General features: G+C 45.3%; 20 protein-coding genes. 15 read left to right on the top strand and 5 right to left on the bottom strand.

What is annotated here, in order from left to right; translation table 11 throughout:
• The first annotated feature begins 10 nt into the window (after positions 1-10).
• From DXD65_RS21130 to trxB, 7 genes are all read left to right on the top strand, one after another.
• Positions 11-586 carry a hypothetical protein gene (locus tag DXD65_RS21130; RefSeq protein WP_070101133.1) on the top strand — a complete coding sequence of 192 codons (576 nt, stop codon included), beginning with the start codon at positions 11-13 and terminating at the stop codon, positions 584-586.
• On the top strand, positions 564-851 hold the full coding sequence (locus DXD65_RS10635; RefSeq protein WP_035449033.1) for a hypothetical protein: 288 nt from the start codon (positions 564-566) through the stop codon (positions 849-851). The genes DXD65_RS21130 and DXD65_RS10635 overlap by 23 nt, the downstream gene beginning before the upstream one ends.
• Positions 852-864: 13 nt before the next feature.
• Positions 865-1,131, top strand: a complete 267-nt coding sequence (locus DXD65_RS10640) for a hypothetical protein (protein WP_005832022.1) — start codon at positions 865-867, stop codon at positions 1,129-1,131.
• 359 nt (positions 1,132-1,490) lie between these two features.
• The gene (locus tag DXD65_RS10650) at positions 1,491-2,102 is read left to right on the top strand and encodes a winged helix-turn-helix transcriptional regulator (RefSeq protein ID WP_005832923.1); all 612 of its coding nucleotides are present in this window, start codon (positions 1,491-1,493) and stop codon (positions 2,100-2,102) included.
• A 271-nt stretch (positions 2,103-2,373) separates the two neighbouring features.
• Positions 2,374-4,878, top strand: coding sequence for an FtsK/SpoIIIE family DNA translocase (locus tag DXD65_RS10655; RefSeq protein ID WP_005832921.1), 2,505 nt, complete (start codon positions 2,374-2,376; stop codon positions 4,876-4,878).
• A gap of 3 nt (positions 4,879-4,881) precedes the next feature.
• A complete protein-coding gene (locus tag DXD65_RS10660) occupies positions 4,882-5,532 on the top strand; it encodes a LolA-like putative outer membrane lipoprotein chaperone (protein ID WP_117887620.1) in 651 nt (216 codons plus the stop codon).
• Between the two features lie 37 nt (positions 5,533-5,569).
• Positions 5,570-6,520: a thioredoxin-disulfide reductase gene (trxB, locus tag DXD65_RS10665; protein ID WP_009038069.1), complete on the top strand. Its 951-nt coding sequence runs from the start codon at positions 5,570-5,572 to the stop codon at positions 6,518-6,520.
• 83 nt (positions 6,521-6,603) lie between these two features.
• Here trxB and DXD65_RS10670 read toward each other — a convergent pair whose 3' ends face one another.
• Positions 6,604-7,305, bottom strand: coding sequence for a Crp/Fnr family transcriptional regulator (locus DXD65_RS10670; RefSeq protein ID WP_005832010.1), 702 nt, complete (start codon positions 7,303-7,305; stop codon positions 6,604-6,606).
• Positions 7,306-7,596: 291 nt separating this feature from the next.
• The gene (locus DXD65_RS10675; RefSeq protein ID WP_005832915.1) at positions 7,597-9,786 is read right to left on the bottom strand and encodes a glutamine synthetase III; all 2,190 of its coding nucleotides are present in this window, start codon (positions 9,784-9,786) and stop codon (positions 7,597-7,599) included.
• 415 nt (positions 9,787-10,201) lie between these two features.
• Here DXD65_RS10675 and DXD65_RS10680 point away from each other — a divergent pair, with 415 nt between their 5' ends.
• Together DXD65_RS10680 and coaW are read left to right on the top strand one after the other, a co-directional pair.
• Positions 10,202-12,523, top strand: a complete 2,322-nt coding sequence (locus DXD65_RS10680) for a DUF5686 family protein (RefSeq protein WP_057255727.1) — start codon at positions 10,202-10,204, stop codon at positions 12,521-12,523.
• 167 nt (positions 12,524-12,690) lie between these two features.
• Entirely contained in the window at positions 12,691-13,521 is an 831-nt protein-coding gene (gene coaW / locus DXD65_RS10685) for a type II pantothenate kinase (RefSeq protein WP_008665214.1), read from the top strand.
• Between the two features lie 3 nt (positions 13,522-13,524).
• Here the strand turns inward: coaW and DXD65_RS10690 are convergent, their stop codons facing one another.
• A complete protein-coding gene (locus tag DXD65_RS10690) occupies positions 13,525-14,346 on the bottom strand; it encodes an alpha/beta hydrolase (protein ID WP_005832910.1) in 822 nt (273 codons plus the stop codon).
• Between the two features lie 196 nt (positions 14,347-14,542).
• Between DXD65_RS10690 and rpsA the strand changes: the two genes are divergently transcribed.
• From rpsA to DXD65_RS10720, 6 genes are all read left to right on the top strand, one after another.
• The gene (rpsA, locus tag DXD65_RS10695) at positions 14,543-16,339 is read left to right on the top strand and encodes a 30S ribosomal protein S1 (RefSeq protein WP_005831997.1); all 1,797 of its coding nucleotides are present in this window, start codon (positions 14,543-14,545) and stop codon (positions 16,337-16,339) included.
• 175 nt (positions 16,340-16,514) lie between these two features.
• Positions 16,515-17,306, top strand: a complete 792-nt coding sequence (locus DXD65_RS10700; protein ID WP_008665217.1) for a hypothetical protein — start codon at positions 16,515-16,517, stop codon at positions 17,304-17,306.
• Between the two features lie 34 nt (positions 17,307-17,340).
• Positions 17,341-18,255: a ribonuclease Z gene (locus tag DXD65_RS10705; RefSeq protein WP_117680910.1), complete on the top strand. Its 915-nt coding sequence runs from the start codon at positions 17,341-17,343 to the stop codon at positions 18,253-18,255.
• Positions 18,256-18,309: 54 nt separating this feature from the next.
• On the top strand, positions 18,310-18,864 hold the full coding sequence (locus DXD65_RS10710; RefSeq protein ID WP_005831992.1) for an RNA polymerase sigma factor: 555 nt from the start codon (positions 18,310-18,312) through the stop codon (positions 18,862-18,864).
• A gap of 47 nt (positions 18,865-18,911) precedes the next feature.
• Positions 18,912-19,277 carry a hypothetical protein gene (locus DXD65_RS10715; protein ID WP_005831990.1) on the top strand — a complete coding sequence of 122 codons (366 nt, stop codon included), beginning with the start codon at positions 18,912-18,914 and terminating at the stop codon, positions 19,275-19,277.
• Between the two features lie 25 nt (positions 19,278-19,302).
• On the top strand, positions 19,303-19,776 hold the full coding sequence (locus DXD65_RS10720; RefSeq protein ID WP_035449335.1) for a hypothetical protein: 474 nt from the start codon (positions 19,303-19,305) through the stop codon (positions 19,774-19,776).
• Positions 19,777-19,905: 129 nt separating this feature from the next.
• Here the strand turns inward: DXD65_RS10720 and mazG are convergent, their stop codons facing one another.
• Positions 19,906-20,730: a nucleoside triphosphate pyrophosphohydrolase gene (mazG, locus tag DXD65_RS10725; RefSeq protein WP_035449333.1), complete on the bottom strand. Its 825-nt coding sequence runs from the start codon at positions 20,728-20,730 to the stop codon at positions 19,906-19,908.
• A gap of 8 nt (positions 20,731-20,738) precedes the next feature.
• The gene (locus DXD65_RS10730) at positions 20,739-21,785 is read right to left on the bottom strand and encodes a DUF3810 domain-containing protein (protein ID WP_117588457.1); all 1,047 of its coding nucleotides are present in this window, start codon (positions 21,783-21,785) and stop codon (positions 20,739-20,741) included.
• Between the last annotated feature and the right edge of the window lie 96 nt (positions 21,786-21,881).

The following is a 21,881-nucleotide window of genomic DNA, read 5'->3' on the forward strand; positions in this document are numbered from 1 at the left end:
AAAAAAGATTATGGAAAATCAAGAATTTCCAAAAGGAGTCGGTTTCGCTCCGTTTTTGCGTTCATTCATGAGTAATTCTTCTATTTCTATTGATGAACTTGCAGTGGCTATGACAATGTCGAAGTACGCAATTACACGTTTGGCCGAGGGCAAGAGCTATCCTACTGACGTGTGCTATGCAGAATTCTGTATCATGTTCACCGTTGTATTAGGCAAAGATTTTGATGCTTACAAAAAGATGACTAGAAAAGACAAAGATGATTTGGTTGCCAAAATAATGGCAAGTGGAGGATCTGCTTGTACGGTGGCAGGAATGATAAGCTTGATTTCGGCTTCAGGTGTTGTTGCTGGGTTGTCGGCAGCAGGAATAACCTCCGGATTGGCTGCAATTGGCGGTATAATAGGAGGTGGTATGCTGGCAGGGATTGCAGTTGTTGCGGCTGCCCCATTGGTAGTAGGGGCCATATTGTATTCTCTTTGTAAACCCAAAGATAAAAAGGCCGATTTTTTGCTTGCGTACAGATATGATTTAGACCCCAAATATGAAATAAATCCTCAAGACAATGAAGATGAAGATATGGATTGAAGAAGCAATGAAGGAAATGGTAGAAGAGGTAGAAAAAAATGAACCGATGCCAAAACATTGGAAACGCAATGTGCTGCTGTTCTGCTTGTTGTCGGCCGTTTGTTTTCAGACGGGACTTTGGGTGTTGGCAAAAAACGGCATTGCTTCCGCTGATAGAAGTCCTCTTTTCATTGCAATTGGCATTGTCTGTTCTATGCTGGTGGGAGTTGTGCTGATTAAATGCTGCTTATATGCAAAAAGAATAATGAATAAAAGTAATAATTAAAAATAAGATAGTTATGGAATGTATTTTTTGTTTGAATGAGAATGCCTATTTCGATGGCGTGAATTATGTTTGTCCGGATTGTGGAAGAGAATGGCCATGTGATGAAATTGCGGATGACGATGATGATAACAACAAGTTGCGTTGCCCTGAGTGTGGCTCGCATTTGGTCTATCCTGATTCAAGTGGTATTAATGATTATGCTTGTGATGCTTGTGGGTGTAGATGGGATGGTGACGATGATGACTACGATGAAGATTATGACGATGATGATGAAGATTAATTATTGCAATTATGGAACTGGGCAAATAGCGCTATTATTACCGCATTATTACATGCTTCAATCTGAAAAAGATTAGCATTCCTTTGCCAAGCCCCCTGCTTTTCATTATCTTTGCCTCTGTAGTTTGTAGTTGCGCACAGTCGTGGAATGTCTTTCTCATAGTTGTGAAGAAGGTGTATCACAAATATGAAGAAGGTAAACCACAGCTGTGCGCATCTTTTTTTGATAAGCTTTCAGCAGAAGGAAGAACGCTTCTTTGCGTAAGGAAGACCCATGTTCTGCCTAATGAAAGCCGGTACTTTGCATGAGCGAAACCTGCAGACAGCAACAGAAATGAATCTAAAAATGGAGGAAAGAATATGGCAATTTTATTTGATTGGTACGAAAACCCGAAAACGAAGGATAAACAAGGGGAAGAACTGACCCTGCATCCCCGGATTAAACTGAACGGCTCCACGACGACCGATGAGCTGCGCAGGCATATACAAGAATACTGCTCGCTGACCGAGACGGATGTACTGGCGGTACTCGATGCTTTGTCGCATTTTGTGGGACGCGAGCTGGGGGAGGGCAGGCAGGTTCATTTGGACGGCATCGGTTACTTTGTTCCTACGCTGACCTGCACGGAACCGGTGACACTGGAGACAAAGCGGAAAAGTACTAAGGTAAAGTTGAAAAACATCACTTTCAGACCGGACAAGGCGCTGCGCAGTGAGATAGGAGTATTGAAGGTAAAGCCGCTGAAATTGCGGAATCTCACGAAAAAGAGGCTGACGGATGATGAGGTGAAGCAAAAAGTGGTGAACTATCTACGTAAGAATGAGTTCATCACCCGCAGTGTTGTACAGTCGATTTGCGGCATGACCCGCACGACTGCGACGCGGCAGATTCGTCGTCTTTGTGAGGAGAATGTGTTGGTGAACAAAGGGTTGCAGAAACAGCCGATTTATTTTTTGAAGGAAAAAGAGTAGGTTGATGCGTATAGGGCTTGCATGGATTGCGTCATGTAGGCAAAATCTGCCTGCATGCTTGCATGAGGTCTGCTTGCATGGCGCAATCTGTTGTAAATTAGTGCGCTATGTCATTTCATGCAAGCATGTAAGTAAAACATGCGATAAAACTACAGTTGTAGATTAGGAATACCTATAATCGGCAGACGAGAAATTAAAGAATGAAAACAACGCGGCAGAAGGATAGTTTTTATTATTTTTGCAATCAATTCTCAATAGTTATTTAAAAAATATGGCAAAGAAAAATTCAACAGCTAAAGATACGGAGCTGTCACTCTCGTTTTTTGGGAAAGTGGCAGCGTTATTTAGAAGTGAAACTGTTCATTTCGTTATCGGCTTGGTACTGGTAATCTTTTCGGTTTATTTGTTGCTCGCCTTTTCGTCGTTCTTTTTCACGGGAGCGGCAGACCAGAGCATCATTGACGGAGGCAGTGCGCAGGAGCTGATTTCCACCAATAATGGGGTGAAGAACTACGCCGGTAGCCGCGGTGCGCAGTTGGCCAGCTATCTGATAAATGATTGTTTCGGCGTATCGTCTTTCCTGATTCTCGTGTTCCTGGCTGTGGCGGGATTGAAGCTGATGCGGGTGCGTGTGGTGCGCTTGTGGAAGTGGTTCATCGGCTGTTCGTTGATGCTGGTGTGGTTCTCGGTATTTTTCGGTTTTGTGTTTGTAGACCAGTACAAGGACTCTTTCCTCTATCTGGGCGGTATGCACGGATACAATGTCAGCAACTGGCTTGTGTCTCAAGTCGGTGTGCCGGGAGTATGGCTGCTATTGTTGGTAACTGCCATCTGCTTCCTCATCTATCTGAGTGCACGGACTGTCATCTGGTTGCGCAGATTGTTCAGTCTCAGCTTCTTGAAGCGTAAGGAGAAGGCGGAAAGCGTGCAGGGTGAAACGCCGGAAGAGTTCAAGACCTCTTGGGGTGCAAAGGAAAAGACTACTGCTCCGACACCGGAAGCTGCGGAGCCGGAAAAGGTTCTTGAAAAGGAGGAGGAGGTTGCCACAGAGGAAGAAGAGGACGAACCGCTGAATGAAATCACCCTTGACTTGGGTGGAAGTGATGGAAAGGTAAAGCCAGCCAAGTCTGCGGATGAGGATGTTACCATGACTTTTGAGACTCCTGCACCGGAGCCGGTGCCCCCTTTTCGGGAACAGCCGGTAGAGAAGGAGCCGGCATTCCAGGTTGAAAAGGCCGAAGAGGAGGAGTATGTGGGAACGGAGAAGGAGCCGTACAATCCCCGTCTGGATTTGGAAAACTATCATTACCCCACAATAGACTTGATGAAGCATTACGATGACAATGGTCCGACCATTGACATGGTAGAGCAGAACGCGAACAAGGATAAGATTATCAATACTCTGCGTAGTTTCGGTATAGAAATCAGTACCATTAAGGCGACGGTAGGTCCTACGGTGACGCTGTATGAAATCACTCCCGAGCAGGGCGTCCGAATTTCGAAGATACGCGGTCTGGAAGATGATATTGCCCTCAGCCTTTCGGCGCTCGGCATCCGTATCATCGCTCCCATTCCGGGAAAGGGTACGATTGGTATCGAAGTGCCCAACTCCAATCCGAAGATTGTATCCGGTCAGAGCATTATCGGCAGCAAGAAGTTCCAGGAGTCTACTTACGACTTGCCCATCGCACTGGGTAAGACGATTACGAATGAAGTGTTTATGGTGGATTTGTGCAAGATGCCGCACGTGCTCGTTGCCGGTGCTACCGGTCAGGGTAAGTCCGTGGGGTTGAATGCCATCATCACCTCCTTATTATATAAGAAGCATCCGGCAGAGCTGAAGTTTGTGCTGGTAGACCCCAAAAAAGTAGAATTCAGCATCTACTCCGTAATTGAGCATCACTTCCTCGCGAAATTACCCGACGGGGAAGATGCCATCATTACGGACGTCACGAAGGTGGTGCAGACTTTGAACTCCATCTGTGTGGAGATGGATACTCGCTATGACTTGCTGAAAGCTGCCCATGTGCGCAATATCAAGGAGTATAACGAGAAGTTCATCAACCGTCGTCTGAATCCGGAAAAGGGGCATAAGTTCATGCCTTACATCGTAGTCGTTATCGACGAGTTCGGTGACTTGATTATGACAGCCGGTAAGGATGTGGAACTGCCCATCGCACGTATCGCCCAGTTGGCGCGTGCCGTGGGTATACATATGATTATCGCTACACAGCGACCGACAACAAACATCATTACGGGTACGATTAAGGCCAACTTCCCGGCGCGTATCGCCTTCCGTGTATCGGCAATGGTCGATTCGCGTACCATCCTCGACCGTCCGGGAGCCAACCAGCTGATAGGCCGCGGTGATATGTTATTCCTGCAGGGAGCTGACCCGGTGCGTGTGCAGTGTGCCTTTATCGATACGCCCGAAGTGGCGGAGATTACGAAGTTTATCGCCCGCCAGCAGAGTTACCCCACTGCTTTCTATCTGCCCGAATATGTGGATGAAAATGCAGGGGGTGATTTGGGGGATGTGGATATGGGACGTCTCGATCCTTTGTTCGAGGATGCAGCCCGTCTCGTTGTTATTCACCAGCAGGGTTCCACATCGCTCATTCAGCGTAAGTTTGCCATCGGTTATAATCGTGCCGGCCGCATCATGGACCAGTTGGAGAAAGCGGGGATTGTGGGACCGGCGCAAGGTAGTAAGGCGCGTGAGGTGTTCTGTATAGATGAGAGCGACCTGGAAATGCGGTTAAACAATTTGCAATAAGGAATGGTTATTTATAGAATGATAAAACTTGATAAGCTTTTACTTGGTGTGCTATTGCTGTTGTTTGCTGTGCCGATGTCGGCACAACAACCGGATGCCAAGAATATATTGGAGCGTACAGCCGAAGCCTTTCGGAAAGCGGGAGGGGTGAAGCTGGCGTTTACCGTGAACGAACAACAAGGCTCTTATGCGGGAGTTCTCTATCTGGAAGGTGAGAAGTTTGTGGTTGAGACCGAGGGAATGAAGACTTGGTTTGACGGACATACGCAGTGGAGCTATGTGGCTTCGGCAGATGAGGTGAATGTATCGGAACCTACGCAGGAGGAATTGCAGACTCTTAATCCGTATGCTTGGTTGTCCCTCTACAAGCAGGGATACAGATTGAAGTTGAGCAGTGTCGGTGGTAAGCAAGACAAGTCTGTTTATTACATCACCATGACTGCTGCCGACAAGAGAAAAGACCCTGAAAGTGTCTATCTGTTTGTGACAAAGGATACGTATCGTCTGCATCAAGTGGACTTGGCACCACGGGGAAGTAAGTATATGACTACTATCCTTATTAATAACTACCAGACCGGACAATCCTATCCGGATAGTTTCTTTGTCTTTGACAAAAAAGCCTATCCCACAGCTGAAGTCATCGACATGCGCTAAATAGTAAATTGTAAATAGTCAAATAGTAAATAATATAATGATGGAAACAGAAAAAGTAAAATGTCTGATTATCGGTTCGGGTCCTGCCGGCTATACTGCCGCTATTTATGCAGGTCGTGCCAATCTTTCACCGGTGCTTTATGCAGGATTGCAGCCCGGTGGCCAGTTAACGACCACTACTGATGTGGAGAATTTCCCCGGTTATCCCCAAGGTATCGGAGGTCCGGAATTAATGGAAGACCTGCGGAAGCAAGCCGAACGTTTTGGTGCAGATTTGCGTTATGGAGTTGCTACCGCAGCCAATCTTGCTGAAGCACCTTACAAGATTACGATTGATGACGAAAAGATGATTGAGGCTGAAACGCTGATTATTGCTACAGGTGCCGCTGCGAAGTATCTGGGGCTGGAGGATGAAAAGAAATATGCGGGAATGGGTGTCAGCGCTTGTGCCACTTGTGACGGTTTCTTCTACCGCAAGAAAACGGTAGCTGTTGTAGGGGGTGGAGATACTGCCTGCGAGGAAGCTGTTTACCTTGCCGGATTGGCTGCCAAGGTTTATCTGATTGTCCGCAAACCTTATCTTCGCGCTTCCAAGATTATGCAGGAGCGTGTGATGAAGCATGACAAGATTGAAGTGCTGTTCGAACATAATGCCGTAGGCTTGTTTGGAGAGAACGGTGTGGAAGGTGTACATTTGGTACAGCGTATGGGTGAACCTGATGAGAAGCGCTATGATGTGGCTATTGACGGTTTCTTCCTGGCTATCGGCCATAAACCCAACTCGGATATTTTCAAACCTTATGTAGATACGGACGAAGTAGGTTATATCGTCACCGAGCCGGGAACACCGCGTACGAAAGTGCCGGGCGTATTCGCCGCCGGAGACGTTGCTGATTCTCACTATCGTCAAGCCATCACCGCTGCCGGAACTGGTTGCCAGGCAGCCATTGAAGCGGAAAGATATTTGTCTGCGAAAGGACTGATTTAGTGATTAGTGATTAGGGGTTAGGATGACAACAATGTGTTTTTATTATGCTAACCCCTAATCGCTTATCCCTTGTCACTTATTCCTTATCCTATCTTGCTGATTTTCTTCAGCTTTTCTTCGTCTATGATTTTGATTTTACGCCCGTCGATGGTGATTAACCGTTCTGTGGCAAACTGTGACAACGTACGTATGGCGTTGGAAGTGGTCATGTTTGACAAATTGGCCAGATCTTCACGCGAGAGATAGATACTCAAGGTGGAGCCGTCTTCCTCCAAACCATAACTTTCTTTGAGGAATAGTAGGGATTCTGCGAGTCTTCCGCGGATATGTTTCTGCGTCAGGTTTACAGTGCGTTCATCGGCAATGCCCAAGTCAACGGACAATTGCTTGATGAAGAACATGGCAAGGTCGTTGTTTTGTGTGAGCAGAGTCATCAAGGCAGTCATGGGGATTTGGCAAACAAGAGACGGCTCGAATGCAGATGCTGCCGTGACATAGTCTGTTTTTGCAAAGTAAGGGCGGTAACCGAAATATTCGACAGGTTTAATCATACGGATAATCTGGCTTCTACCACCGACTCCGTCTTTATAGATTTTGACCTTTCCACTCAGCAGACACATCAAATGCGTAGGTGTCTCGCCTTCGCAATGGATGACTTCGTTTTTTTTGTAGTTCTGGAGTGTGAAGTGGTTGGCGAGGAATTCCCGCTGTTCGTCATTCAAGGGAGACCATATATCTGCAATCAACTCCGGAACATTAATATCAGACAAGTTTACTTTTACCATAACTGCTGCAAAACTGTGTTATACAGCACAAATGTAAAAAGAAAAAATTAAATATTGCACAAATATGACAAAAAGATGTCGTAGGGGGGAGATAAAGGAAAATCTATATATTTACGATTAGACGATTTACGATTGAAGTTTGTATTGTTAAACAACTGCTCATTAGCAGGTGGGTTTATGATTGTATGAGTAACTCCAACCGTAAACCGTCAAATCGTAAATCGTAGTAACTTAATTGTTTATCGTAGTATCTCTATCCCCCTCCCTGCGGGGGAGGGGCTAGGGAGAGGCCTACTTTGTAAACAGCAGCTCCCTATATTTCGGAAGCGGCCAGATTTCATCATCAATTTCCATCTCAAGGTGGTCGATGTGGTCACGGATACTTTCCAGATAAGGGCGTACGGTTTCTTCGTAAGCGAAAGCCTTGTCTTTGTAGTTATCCATGTGGTTGGCTACTTTGCGGGCTTCGGTCATTTCGCGTACTTGTACCTTGATGGCTGTTACGCGCTTGGAAATTTCGCGTACAAGCTCTTTCCGGTCGGCACTGAGGACTTCGTATTCTTCGGGAGAGAAGGTCTCGCGCAGGCCACGGAGATTTTCCAGCAGACGGTTTTGGTAGATAACGGCAGTCGGTACGATGTGGTTGATGGCAAGGTCGCCCAGCACACGGCTTTCTATCTGTACCTTCATGGTGTATTTCTCCAGTTCTACTTCCAGGCGGCAGGCAAGCTCCGTTTCGTTGAAGATACGTTCGCCGATGAGTACGGAACGGGACTGGTTATCCATGTAGTGCATCAAGGCTTCGGGAACGTGGCAGATGTTGGTCAGCCCACGGCGTGCAGCTTCCTGCTTCCATTGTTCGGAGTAGCCGTCACCCTCAAAGCGGATAGGCTCGGAGGCGATGATGGTCTCTTTCATAATGCGGAAGATGGCTTCATCCTTGCCGACCCCTTCTTCCATCAGTTTGTCGATGGATACTTTGAACTCGTTCAGCTGATTGGCCATAGCCGCATTGATGGCAATCATGGCGGCGGCGCAGTTGGCAGATGAACCTGCGGCACGGAATTCAAAGCGGTTGCCGGTAAAGGCGAATGGAGAAGTACGGTTACGGTCGGTGGTATCCAGTAATATTTCGGGAATACGTCCGATGCCTAATTTCAGTGTTGTCTTTTCTTCCGATGTCATCTTGCTGCTGCTGATCTGGCGGGCTATCTCGTCGAGGATGGAAGACAGCTGTTTGCCCAGGAAGATGGACAGAATGGCGGGAGGTGCTTCATTGGCTCCCAGACGGTGGCTGTTTCCGGCACTCATGATGGAGGCGCGCAGCAAGTTCTGGTTTTTGTATACCATCATCAGTACGTTTACCAGGAAGGTAAGGAACAGCATGTTTCCTTTCGGATTCTTGCCCGGTGCAAACAAATTGATACCCGTATCGGTGCAAAGCGACCAGTTGTTGTGCTTGCCGGAGCCGTTCACGCCGTTGTAGGGTTTTTCGTGAAGCAGTACGGCGAAGTGATGCTTGCGTGCGATGCGTTTCATCAGATCCATCACAAGCTGGTTGTGGTCGTTGGCAAGGTTGGCATTCTCAAAGATAGGCGCCAGCTCAAACTGGTTGGGAGCTACTTCGTTATGGCGGGTCTTGACCGGGATACCCAGTTTGTGACATTCGATTTCCAGTTCTTTCATAAAAGCTGTGACACGTGGGGGGATGGAGCCGAAATAGTGGTCCTCCAGCTGCTGGTCTTTGGCCGAGGAGTGTCCCATCAGGGTACGTCCGGTCAGACAAAGGTCCGGGCGGGCATTGTACAGTGCCGAGTCGACGAGGAAATATTCTTGTTCCCAGCCTAAATTGGTATAAACGCGTGTGATATTCTTGTCGAACAACTGGCATACGTCTGTCGCTGCTTTGTCTACGGCTGCCAAGGCTTTGAGCAATGGAGTCTTGTAGTCGAGCGCTTCGCCGGTATAAGAGATGAAGATAGTGGGGATGCAAAGTGTGGTATCTACCACAAAGGCAGGTGAGGAAACATCCCAAGCAGTATATCCTCGTGCTTCGAATGTGTTTCTGATACCTCCGTTGGGGAAAGAGGATGCATCCGGTTCCTGCTGGATGAGCAGTTTGCCGGAAAAACGTTCAATCACTTCCGTTCCTTCTCCGAATTCGATGAAGCCGTCATGTTTCTCGGCTGTTCCGTCCGTCAGAGGCTGGAACCAGTGCGTGTAGTGGGTGACGTTGAGGGACTTTGCCCAACTTTTCATGCCGTTGGCAATCAGGTCTGCCATTTCGCGGTTGATGGGAGTGCCTTTTTCGATGGCGTCGGTCACGGCTTTGTAGGCTTCACGAGGCAGGTATTCCTGCATTTTCTTACGGTCGAAGACATGGCTGCCGTAGTAGTCGGACAGTTTGTTTGAAGGGGTGGTCACTTCAAGAGGTTGCCGATTGGCAAGTTCTTGCAAAGCAAAAAATCGCATTTTTGACATATAAGTCTCTCCTTTTATTGGTTGTTGGGCGCAAAAATACATGTTTTTTCTGAACTACCCCCTCTTTTTTAGGGGGTATTCTCGAAAATATTAGTGTTTTTTGAGAATAGACCCCCTAAAAAGTCTGCTTGTTATGGAAAAACGACCAAAAGCTTGCGTTTGTTACATGCCATGATTAGTAATCTTTCCGCATCACGATTAGTAATCTTAGTGCGTCGTGATTAGTAATTTTCATGTGTCACAATTACGAATCATTCTGTACATGACACTTGTGGCACCCTTTTTATAACAATTAATATAGGTTCGTATTTATCTCGCACAAACTATGTGTGCTTGTGTATTATTGTCTCTCGCGCGTAACATATGTTTTATAATAAAGGGTGTCACAAGTGTCATTCCCGCTTCTTTATGGAACATGTTTTTGCATTACACAAATTCTTCCGTATATTTGTCCCGATTCTATAAGGAGAAATTGCGGTTGAAACGTTTGTTGTTTATATGGATTTGGATTTGCTTCTTGTTTTCTTTTGTACAGAAGGCAGGGGCGGAGCGTGTATCTTATCCGGTTGACAAACATGTGAGTTCGGCAGACTCCATCATGGAGAAAGTCATCTTCTTTGCCCCCCTTTATGAACGTATTATTGAAAGTTATAAGGCTGAGCTTTACATAAAGGGCTGGGTGAATATCCGTAAGAAGAATCATATTCTCCGCTACATCCCTTCCATGTTCCGGCCCAAGAAAGGGGTGCGGGAATATATGATGGAAACTTATAGCGATTTGCATTTTACTGCTCCCGACATCTATGACCAGAAGGTAAAGGCAAGTGTCGGTACTGCTTCCGAGTTTTGGGAAATGGACGGACGGCTGCCGGAATATTTTCACATCAACATCTATTCTTCTACCTTATTATATGACAAACTACTCTCTCCTTTAGCACCCAATGCCAAAAAATATTATACCTATCGGATTGATACGGTGATGGGGGAACGGCATGCCCTTCAGTATAAAATCCGTTTTATGCCAAAAAGCAAAAGCTTTCAGCTGGTGGGCGGTTATCTGATTGTGAGTGATAACGTGTGGAGTGTACGCGAGATGCGTTTTTCCGGACGTAATGAGATGGTGCGGTTCAATAATCTGGTGAAGATGGGTAATGTGGGCGATTCGGACGAATTTCTTCCGTTGCAGTATGATGTGGATGCAACGTTTCGTTTTTTGGGAAATGTGGTAGATGGCACTTATGAAGCTGTACTCGATTATAAGAACATCATTCAGAAAACTTCTGGCAGTGATATACGGAGGTCGGTGAAGAAAAGTAAATATGACTTGTCCGATTCATACACGTTGCGTACTGATACGAATGCTTATCTACGTGATACTGCTTACTTTAAAACTTTGCGTCCCATTCCTTTGACTCCGCATGAGGAGACACTGTATCAGGATTTCTTTTTGAGTCGGGATACGCTCGCCCGGAAAAAGAAACCGGTGAATAAGAACTTGGAGTTTTGGGGGCAGATTGGAGATGCATTGATCAGTCGCTATACGGTAGACCTTGATAAATTGGGGAGTGTGCGCTGTTCACCACTAATCAATCCTTTTCTTTTGAGCTATAGCGGCAAGCATGGAATTTCGTATCGGCAGGAGTTCAAGTACAACCGTATTTTTACCGGTGATCGCCTGCTGCGCATCGTTCCCCGGATAGGTTATAATTTTAAGGAAAAAGAGTTTTACTGGAGGGTGAGGTCCGATTTTGATTATTGGCCCCGTAAGCGTGCAGCATTGCATCTGGAGTTTGGTAACGGTAACCGGATTTACAGCAGTGATGTGCTGGACGACCTGAAAGCCATCCCCGACAGTATTTTTGACTTCAACCAGATACACTTGGATTATTTCAAAGATTTGTATCTGAATCTGCGTCATAGCTGGGAAATAGTAAACGGTCTGTCGCTGGAAGTGGGTGTATCCATGCACAGACGTACGGAAGTGAACCGCTCCCGGTTTGAACTGAACTACCCGAGCATGCCGCCTACCAAGTCGGCCACCCGTGCCGGTTCCGGAGGTTCATCCTTCTTTCCGAATTTTGACCCGAATATCCTGAACAAGTTCCGCCATACCTATAATAGTTTTGCTCCCCGCGTCCGCCTCACCTGGACTCCGGGACAATACTATTATATGAATGGCGACCGTAAAGTAAATCTTCATTCCAAGTATCCTTCCATCTCAGTAGATTGGGAGCGGGGACTCAGTGGAGTGTTGCAGAGCAGTGGTTCGTACGAGCGTGTAGAGATTGATTTGCAGCATCAGGTTTCTTTGGGCTTGATGCGTGATATTTATTGGCGTTTTGGTTGGGGAGAGTTTACCAATCAGAAGGAACTGTACTTTGTGGACTTTGCCAATTTGCGGCGTTCCAATCTTCCTATGGGTTGGAGTGATGATATTGGCGGGGTGTTCCAGTTGCTGGACGGCCGCTGGTATAACTCTTCCCGTAAATATATCCGCGGACACCTTACCTATGAAGCGCCTTTCCTCCTACTCCGCCATCTGATGAAATATACCCAATATGTATTGAATGAACGTCTGTATCTGAATGCATTGGTGGTTCCTCACTTGAAACCTTATCTGGAAGTAGGGTATGGCATTGGTACACATATATTTGACTTTGGCTTGTTTGCCAGCTTTGCAAACTGGAAGTATCAGGAAATAGGTTGCAAATTTACCTTCGAACTGTTTAACAGATAGCAATGTGGTAATGTGATTAATGTGCCAATGTGTCAATGACCAGGACGTGATGGCGTAGCATAAACATAGCGCAGCCAATTAGCCAATTAGCATATTGGCACATTATCACATTAATCAATTGTCAATTATTGATTCTTTTGTAACTTTGCTGCAAATTACTTGGAGCTATGGGTATAGTAATAGGAATAGATGTGGGTGGAAGTACCACGAAAATCGTTGGAATCAATGGAGAACAGATACAGTCTCCAATGTTTATTACGGCTACCGACCCGGTGACTTCCTTATTCGGAGCATTCGGTAAGTATATTTATGACAATGGTATACAGCTGGCCGATGTGGAGCAGGTGATGCTGACGGGAGTGGGAAGCGCATTTGTCAACAGCCCTCTATATGGACTGCCTACTCGCAAAACGGATGAGTTTATTGCCAATGGTTTGGGAGCCAGACATGCAACGGATATAGACCAACTGATTGTAGTCAGCATGGGTACCGGCACTTCTTTTGTGAAAATAGACGGAGACAAGGTGCAGCATATTGGCGGCTTGGGGATTGGTGGAGGTACTTTGCAGGGATTATCGAGGTTGCTGTTGAAAACTCATGATATTCATCAGGTGTCCGAGTTGGCTGAGAAAGGGGATGTAACTCGTGTCAACTTGCAGATAGGTGATATTTGCAACACTGCTTTGCCTGACTTGCCGGTGAGTGCTACCGCCTCTCTTTTCGGGAAAGCAGATAGCAATGCTTCTCAAGAAGATATTGCCTGCGGTATAATTTATACGGTACTTCAAACCATTGGAGGAGCTGCTGTACTGTCAGCTTTGAACAGTCCTATCAAGGATTTCGTTCTGATAGGAAATCTCACCCAACTGCCCCAGTGCCGGGAGGTGTTTTCTAAAATGGAAGCCATCTATCATGTACATTTTCATATACCGCCCTATGCTGAATATAGAACAGCAATAGGAGCGGCATTGGCATACGTAAAAGAAAGGCAAGGGTAGTGGTTACTTCTTGCCTGCCTTCTTCATATAGCTGTTTATCAAGGTACATGCGGGAGCGGCCACCGTACCGTGGTCAAATCCCTCCATCTGATAGAGGGTGGTTTTTTGTCCCAATGCTTTGAGGAGAGCATACAAATGGGCGTTTTCCTCATAGCGTGCCAGCATCTCCAACTCTTTGTCGCCAGTGATAAGTATCATGGGTGAAGCGTCTTTTCTTACGTTATTGGAAGGAGCATATTTATCTATAATCGGAGTGTCGGAAGGCAGCCCGCGTTCTTTGCGGATGGTGTAGTGGGTAGTGGTCTGTCCGCTGATGGGGAAAGCGCCTGCCAGGCTGTTGGCGTCAATATTCCACTTTGCCAGGTAACTCTTGTCCAGATTGAGCATCAGACAGAGATAACCACCGGCTGAATGACCGGCTATGTATATTTTGTCTTTATCTCCTCCGAATTCTTCTATATTCTCGAAAGTCCAAGCAACGGCCTCTGCGGCATCTTCCGTGTAGGCAGGGTTTTGGGCACGCGGGCTGAGTCGGTAGTTTACGGCTATCACGGCGTAGCCTTGCTCCAGGAACTCCTTCGGAAAATGTTTTTCTCCGGCTTCCAGTCCTCCGCCGTGGAACCAGATAAGGGTGGCAAATCCTTTTTTATCAGTAGGATAATGGAGGTCGAGCTTACAACGCTCCAGCTTATAACTGTCCTTTTCGCCGGGATGAAGATAGGAAATGTTCTTTTGCGTACGGTAGTTGTTGTCCGTTGTCTGATTTTGGCTATAACATAATAATGTATAGCAAATGATGGAAATGCATGCGATTATCTTTTTCATGATAAATTATTGAGATTATGTATAAATGAAACGATGCAAAGGTAACATTTTTTTTATTCTTTAATTGATTATTCCACTGCTGTTTTGAATGCTTTTTGTTTTGTAGTTCAAGAAAATACTTCTATCTTTGCGCCCGATTTACAATGAGTCAACATAAAGTCTCACTTAATTAACGAGTTAAACAATTTATTTATTAATGGAAAATTTAAAGAATGTAGCTCCTATTGAAGACTTCAACTGGGATGCTTATGAGAACGGCGAATCAGTAGCCAGTGCAAGCCACGAAGAACTGGAAAAGGCGTATGACAATACGTTGAACAAGGTTAACGACCGCGAGGTAGTTGATGGAACCGTAATCGCAATGAACAAGCGTGAAGTAGTTGTGAACATCGGTTACAAATCAGACGGTATCATTCCGATGAGTGAATTCCGTTACAATCCTGAGCTGAAGGTTGGTGATACTGTTGAGGTATACATCGAAAATCAGGAAGACAAGAAAGGACAGCTCGTTCTGTCTCACCGTAAAGCTCGTGCTACCCGTTCTTGGGATCGCGTAAACGCAGCTTTGGAAAACGAAGAAATTATCAAGGGTTACATCAAGTGCCGCACAAAGGGTGGTATGATTGTAGACGTATTCGGCATCGAAGCTTTCTTGCCGGGTTCTCAAATCGACGTGAAGCCTATCCGCGACTACGATGTATTCGTTGGCAAAACTATGGAATTCAAGGTTGTTAAGATCAACCAGGAATTCAAGAATGTGGTTGTTTCCCACAAGGCTCTTATCGAAGCCGAACTGGAACAACAGAAGAAGGAAATCATCGGTAAACTCGAAAAAGGACAAGTTCTCGAAGGTACCGTTAAGAATATCACTTCCTATGGTGTATTTATCGACTTGGGTGGCGTAGATGGTTTGATTCACATTACAGACCTTTCTTGGGGCCGTGTTAGCGATCCGAAAGAAGTGGTTGAACTCGACCAGAAACTCAACGTCGTTATCCTTGACTTCGATGATGAGAAGAAGCGTATCGCTCTCGGCTTGAAGCAACTCACTCCGCATCCTTGGGATGCACTGGATGCTAACCTGAAGGTTGGCGACCACGTGAAGGGTAAAGTTGTAGTTATGGCTGACTACGGTGCATTCATCGAAATCGCTCCGGGTGTTGAAGGTCTGATTCACGTATCTGAAATGTCTTGGTCACAGCACTTGCGTTCTGCACAAGACTTCATGAAGGTAGGTGACGAAGTTGAGGCAGTAGTCCTGACTTTGGACCGCGAAGAGCGTAAGATGTCTTTGGGTATCAAGCAGCTGAAGTCTGATCCTTGGGAAACTATCGAAGAGAAGTATCCTATCGGCAGCAAGCACACTGCAAAAGTTCGCAACTTCACTAACTTCGGCGTATTCGTTGAAATCGAAGAAGGTGTTGACGGCTTGATTCACATCTCTGACCTGTCTTGGACGAAGAAGGTTAAACATCCGTCTGAATTCACTCAGATTGGTGCAGACATCGACGTACAAGTTCTGGAAATCGACAAGGAAAACCGTCGCTTGAGCCTTGGCCACAAGCAACTCGAAGAAAATCCCTGGGATGTATTCGAAACTGTATTTACAGTAGGTTCGGTACACGAAGGTACTATCATCGAAATGCTGGATAAGGGCGCTGTAGTTGCTCTGCCTTATGGTGTAGAAGGTTTCGCTACTCCGAAGCACCTCGTTAAGGAAGACGGCTCACAAGCTCAGTTGGACGAGAAGCTTGAATTCAAGGTAATTGAGTTCAACAAGGACGCTAAGCGTATCATCCTTTCTCACAGCCGTATCTTCGAAGATGCTGCAAAGGCAGAAGAAAGAGCTGAAAAGAAGGCTGCTACTAAGAAGTCAACCGGTAAGAGAGAAGACGTTGCTCCTGCTATCCAAAACCAGGCTGCATCTACTACTCTGGGTGACATCGACGCTTTGGCTGCCTTGAAGGAACAGATGGAAGCTGGAAAGAAATAATTACTCCGTTCTATAAATGAAGGAAGGGTACTTGCGCAAACAAGTGCCCTTCTTTTTTATGATTTGTCAATAGAATTTTATGGAATTAAGGATGGTTTTTCCATAAATGTTTATCTTTGCAGGGTGGTTACTTTTGCAATCATAGAAATATTCAATAATTTAATTTTCATTTATTATGAAAAACATGTTCAAAAATGCAGGGAAGATGGTGTTGTTCACTTGCCTGTCGCTGATGTTACTAACCGCATGCGGCCAGAAGTCCAAACTCAAGCTGGCTATCGCAGCTGCCAACAAACAATGTCCCATGGATATGGGAGCTTCCGGCGAAATATCCAGTATTACTTTTGATGGGTCGGATGTGGTATATGTACTGCTTATGAATGAAAGTTTCCTCAATATAGACGCTTTGAAAGAGAATCCTGATGCAATGAAGTCTGCTGTGACTGTTATGTTCGGTAATCCACAAGGGTCCATTAAAGAGATGCTGGATTTGGTTGTCGGTACTGATTCCGGTATAAAGTTCATATATAAAGGAAAGACATCCGGTAACGAAGTGGAATGTTATCTGACTACTCAGGACTTGAAAGATATATTGAATGGCGGTTCAACTGCTGAAAGCAGTGATAAGAAGAAACTGGAAGAGCAAGTGAAGATGACCAACGTATCGTGCCCGATGCAGGTGGATGAAGCCACTATGCTCAATAAACTGACAATCGAGTCGGATAAGGTGCTTTATCATTATACGATTGACGAATCTGTAGTACAGATGTCTGCTTTGAAGGAAAATGCCGAACAGATGAAGGCAAATGTGAAGAACTCTTTGAACTCCTCCGATCCAGCCTTGCGCATGTTCTTGGAAGTATGTGTGAAGTGTGATAAAGGGGTGGGCTATCTGTATAAAGGGAATAAATCCGGAGAAACTTTTGAAATATCTTTTGGAGTTTCAGAGATAAAGGCTCTTCTATAAATCAAGGAGTAGAAATCAGTTCGGAAGGTTTGGAATGGAAAAATTTGAGTTACATATTCTTGGTTGTGGTTCCGCTTTACCCACAACGCGTCATTTCCCTACGTCTCAAATTGTGAACGTGCGCGACAAGTTGTTTATGATTGATTGTGGGGAAGGGGCGCAGTTGCAGTTCCGTAAATCACATCTGAAGTTTTCACGTTTGAATCATATTTTTATCTCTCACTTGCATGGAGACCATTGTTTTGGCTTATTAGGACTGATTTCTACACTTAACCTTTTAGGACGTACAGCAGAGTTGCATATCCATTCTCCCAAAGGGCTGGAAACATTACTGACACCTATGCTGGATTTTTTTAATAGGCAGATGACGTACAAGGTCCTTTTCCATGAGTTTGATACGAAAGAACCGATGCTGATTTATGAAGACCGTTCGTTGACGGTTACTACCATTCCTTTGCGTCATCGTATGCCGTGTTGTGGTTTTTTGTTTGCAGAAAAGCGGTGTCCTAACCATATTATCCGTGAAATGGTCGATTTCTACCAAGTGCCGGTATACGAATTGAATCGTATAAAGAATGGGGCCGATTACGTGACATCGGAGGGAAAAACTGTTTCCAACAACTTGTTGACCCGCCCTTCTGCTCCGTCCCGCAGTTATGCCTATTGCTCGGATACCATCTATCTTCCTTCTATCGTGGAGCAGATAAAAGGGGTTGATTTACTTTTTCATGAGGCGACATTTGCGAATGAGGATGCGCCACGTGCCAAAGAAACATTTCATACAACTGCTGCACAAGCGGCCGAAATAGCCAGGAGGGCTGAGGTGAAGAAGTTGTTGATAGGACATTTTTCGGCACGATACGAAGATGAAAATGTCTTGCTTCAAGAAGCATCCGCTATTTTTCCGGATACTCAGCTTGCCAAAGAAACACTTTGTGTATCGGTATGAATTAAACTTTTCGTATCTTTGGCAGTCTAAAACAACAAATGCGAATAGAAATTTATGACTCCTTCCTATAATGAACGCGAAGTGTTGGCTCTTCTACAAGAAGAAAGCACACAAAAGCGGGGATTTGAGATGATTGTTACCCAATATAGCGAGCAGTTGTATTGGCAGATTCGTCGTATGGTCCTCTCTCATGAAGATGCCAATGATTTACTTCAGAATACTTTCATTAAAGCATGGATTAATATAGATTATTTCAGGGCAGAGGCTAAACTCTCTACCTGGCTCTATCGCATAGCCTTGAATGAATGCCTCACTTTTCTGAACAAACAACGGGCTGCTTCCACAGTCTCTTTGGATGACCCCGAGGCAGATGCACTTCAAAAGCTTGAAAGTGATCCTTACTTCTCCGGTGATAAAGCAGAGATGGCTTTGCAAAAAGCCTTGCTTGCCTTGCCGGAAAAACAACGTATGGTGTTTAATCTGAAGTATTACCAGGAAATGAAATACGAAGAGATGTCCGATATATTTGGTACTTCCGTAGGTGCCTTGAAGGCTTCCTATCACCATGCCGTGAAGAAAATAGAAAAGTTTTTGGGTGAGGAGTATTAAACCTTTGCCACAAAACAATGTCTAATTAAACAGAAAGGAGAAAGCTTATGAAAGAAGAAGATAAAATACAGAAAAAGATAGGGACGGAAAATCCTTTCCGCGTTCCTGAAGGCTACTTTGAGAATCTTACTTCAGAGGTAATGAACCGGCTTCCCGAAAAAGAGAAACTCATTGCTGTGCAGACAGAGCCTACAATGTGGCAGAAGGTAAGGCCTTGGTTGTATATGACCGCCATGTTTATAGGTGCGGCATTGATTATCCGTGTAGCTTCTTCGGAGCATACTCCATCTGTAGAGCGTATGGCTGCTGATGATACGGAAACAGAAATGGAATATATTAATATGGCTGTAGAGAATTCCATGCTGGATGATTATTCATTGTATGTTTATTTGGCAGACTCTGATGCAGAATAAGGTAACAACACTCAACTATTTAAAAATGAAGAAACTAATTGTTTTATTGGTTATGATATGTGGCATTATGCCTCTGCTTTGGGCTAGCGATGGATGTGACCAGCATCTGTCACCTGAAGAGTTTCGTGCCAAACAAAAAGCGTTTATAACGGAGAAAGCCGGACTGACGAGTGAGGAGGCAGCCAAGTTCTTCCCATTGTATTTTGAATTGCAGGACCGGAAAAAGCAGCTAAATGACGAGGCTTGGAAGTTGCTTCGACAAGGGAAAGATGAAAAAACAACCGAAGCCCAGTATGAGGAAATTATGGAAGGTGTATATGATGCCCGTATCGCTTCTGACCGGTTGGACAAGACCTACTTTGATAAGTTCAAGAAAATATTGCCTTGTAAAAAGATTTATCTGGTGCAAAGGGCTGAAATGCGTTTCCACCGTGAATTACTGAAAGGCATGCATAAAAAGGGGGATGCTTCTCCACGAAAAACACAAGGAAAAAGATGAATAGTGAATGAATACAAATAAGGAAGGTTGCCACAATGATGTGAGCAACCTTCTTTTGTTAATGATAGATACCTCGCTTTAGCCTGGCTAAACCTCTACTTTAGTTCCCTAAACCTTTGCTTTAGCCAGCTAAACCTGACCTTTAGAGGAATCATCTTGTTTGCTTTCTTTTTCCAATGCTTTCGCTTCGTTCCATAGCTTATCCATCTCCTCCAGCGTCATGTCATGGAGGTTTTTGCCCTCCTTGATGCTGTGCGCTTCTACATAGTTGAAGCGGTTGATGAACTTCTGGTTGGTCTGTTCCAGCGCATTGTCCGGATTGATTTTGTAGAGGCGGGCAGCGTTGATGAGGCTGAACATGACATCGCCGAATTCAGCTTCAGCCTTTTCTTTATCCATGTGGGCGACTTCAGCCTGGAATTCTTGGATTTCTTCTTTTACCTTATCCCACACTTGCTCGCGTTCCTCCCAGTCGAATCCTACATTGCGTGCCTTGTCCTGGATGCGGTAGGCCTTGATGAGCGAGGGTAGGGCAGCGGGTACACCGCTCAGCACTGTTTTGTTCCCATCTTTTTCCTTCAATTTTAGCTGTTCCCAGTTTTCAGAAACCTGGCCTGCGGTTTCGGCCTTTACATCGCCGAAGACATGGGGATGGCGGAAAATAAGTTTCTCACAAAGACGGTCGCATACGTCTTTCATATCGAAATCACCGGTTTCGGAGCCTATCTTTGCATAAAAAGCCACATGCAGCAGCACATCGCCCAGCTCTTTGCAGATGTCATTCTTGTCATCGCGTATCAGGGCGTCACAAAGTTCATAAGTCTCTTCGATGGTATTGGGGCGCAGGCTTTCGTTGGTCTGCTTGCGGTCCCAGGGACATTTCTCGCGCAGCTCGTCGAGTATGTCGAGGAAGCGGCCGAAGGCTTCCATCTGTTCTTTTCTTGTATGCATGATTTTGAAATTTAGTTTTTCCATTCTTCGTATGAGATAAGCAAGCCTATTACTTCCGAATAGTTCTTGCGTCCGCTTTGAATCTTGTTTCCTTTAAGGTACAAGTCGTAGATAAAGTTCTGGATGTCTCCGATGAGCGGACTGTATTTCTCCATCCAGTATTGCTGGTTCTTTTGGGCCAGTTCTATGATTTCAGGACGTATCCGGTTGAAAAGTTCTGCGTATTCTTCTTCGCTCATCAGTCGGCGGGCATTGCCCAGCACATGTGGGAGTACGGAGAAATACCCACTGAAACGAATCTCTTTCACCTGCGAACGGGTGCAGACCTGGTAAGCGTAGAAGTTGGCTTCTGCCTCGCTGGTGATGCCTAAAAAGTGTGCCAGCTCGTGGGCATAAGTAGCAGGATATTGTGGTGGAAGCAAATCGCCGTTCAGCGTGAATTCGCAGAAGAAAGGTCCCATGCTTCCCGTAACACCGACCATGGAAATGAACGGAGTGAAAAGCATGGTCTTCACGCGCGGAGAGGAGTGGGGAGGGCGATGTATCCCCAGCGTATCGCTGATTTGGTTGTATCCGTGTACGCTTTCCCGGCAGACCAATGGTTCGTCAATGGAGGTGACATCTGTATAGGAAGCATTCAGCTTGTCTATATAGTTGTCTACAAATGACTGAAAGATTTCGGGAGTATAGGCAGTATAAGGAATGTTTGTCCTGCCATAGAAATCTTTCTGTGAGTAGTTCAGTCCCCATGCCAGATAGAACCATGCATATATCCACAGCAAGTATTCCATTTCGTTCAGCAGAATCTGTTTCCACTTCTTCTTCTGGATATAGCGTGCCCTGATGGGATTGAAGAGGAGCCCGATGATGCTGAGGAAAATGAACAAGTCGCCTACGGCAAAAGGTATGAGTTTTGAAAAGGAGGACAGGATATGGGAAATTACCGGATATACGGACTGTGCATACACTTCTCCCAAGCTTGGAATGAGCTGCGTTGCCCATACGACAGACAGTAATACAATTAATATGATATATCGGATTTTTAGCTTCCCCCTCATTTTATATACTGTTTTGTAGGGACAAAAATATATATTTAAATTTTAATTCATTAATTTTGCGCCCGTTATTCGCAATAAATTAATTATAGAGATTTA

The organism is Bacteroides sp. 4_1_36 (assembly GCF_003466325.1).
Taxonomy (GTDB): Bacteria; Bacteroidota; Bacteroidia; order Bacteroidales; family Bacteroidaceae; genus Bacteroides; species Bacteroides uniformis.

Bases quoted from the DNA above. Each gene is read 5' to 3' on its own strand.
- DXD65_RS21130 (WP_070101133.1), top strand. From the start codon at position 11: ATGGAAAATCAAGAATTTCCAAAAGGAGTCGGTTTCGCTCCGTTTTTG.
- DXD65_RS10635 (WP_035449033.1), top strand. From the start codon at position 564: ATGAAGATGAAGATATGGATTGAAGAAGCAATGAAGGAAATGGTAGAA.
- DXD65_RS10640 (WP_005832022.1), top strand. From the start codon at position 865: ATGGAATGTATTTTTTGTTTGAATGAGAATGCCTATTTCGATGGCGTG.
- DXD65_RS10650 (WP_005832923.1), top strand. From the start codon at position 1,491: ATGGCAATTTTATTTGATTGGTACGAAAACCCGAAAACGAAGGATAAA.
- DXD65_RS10655 (WP_005832921.1), top strand. From the start codon at position 2,374: ATGGCAAAGAAAAATTCAACAGCTAAAGATACGGAGCTGTCACTCTCG.
- DXD65_RS10660 (WP_117887620.1), top strand. From the start codon at position 4,882: ATGGTTATTTATAGAATGATAAAACTTGATAAGCTTTTACTTGGTGTG.
- trxB (WP_009038069.1), top strand. From the start codon at position 5,570: ATGATGGAAACAGAAAAAGTAAAATGTCTGATTATCGGTTCGGGTCCT.
- DXD65_RS10670 (WP_005832010.1), bottom strand. From the start codon at position 7,305: ATGGTAAAAGTAAACTTGTCTGATATTAATGTTCCGGAGTTGATTGCA.
- DXD65_RS10675 (WP_005832915.1), bottom strand. From the start codon at position 9,786: ATGTCAAAAATGCGATTTTTTGCTTTGCAAGAACTTGCCAATCGGCAA.
- DXD65_RS10680 (WP_057255727.1), top strand. From the start codon at position 10,202: ATGTTTTTGCATTACACAAATTCTTCCGTATATTTGTCCCGATTCTAT.
- coaW (WP_008665214.1), top strand. From the start codon at position 12,691: ATGGGTATAGTAATAGGAATAGATGTGGGTGGAAGTACCACGAAAATC.
- DXD65_RS10690 (WP_005832910.1), bottom strand. From the start codon at position 14,346: ATGAAAAAGATAATCGCATGCATTTCCATCATTTGCTATACATTATTA.
- rpsA (WP_005831997.1), top strand. From the start codon at position 14,543: ATGGAAAATTTAAAGAATGTAGCTCCTATTGAAGACTTCAACTGGGAT.
- DXD65_RS10700 (WP_008665217.1), top strand. From the start codon at position 16,515: ATGAAAAACATGTTCAAAAATGCAGGGAAGATGGTGTTGTTCACTTGC.
- DXD65_RS10705 (WP_117680910.1), top strand. From the start codon at position 17,341: ATGGAAAAATTTGAGTTACATATTCTTGGTTGTGGTTCCGCTTTACCC.
- DXD65_RS10710 (WP_005831992.1), top strand. From the start codon at position 18,310: ATGACTCCTTCCTATAATGAACGCGAAGTGTTGGCTCTTCTACAAGAA.
- DXD65_RS10715 (WP_005831990.1), top strand. From the start codon at position 18,912: ATGAAAGAAGAAGATAAAATACAGAAAAAGATAGGGACGGAAAATCCT.
- DXD65_RS10720 (WP_035449335.1), top strand. From the start codon at position 19,303: ATGAAGAAACTAATTGTTTTATTGGTTATGATATGTGGCATTATGCCT.
- DXD65_RS10730 (WP_117588457.1), bottom strand. From the start codon at position 21,785: ATGAGGGGGAAGCTAAAAATCCGATATATCATATTAATTGTATTACTG.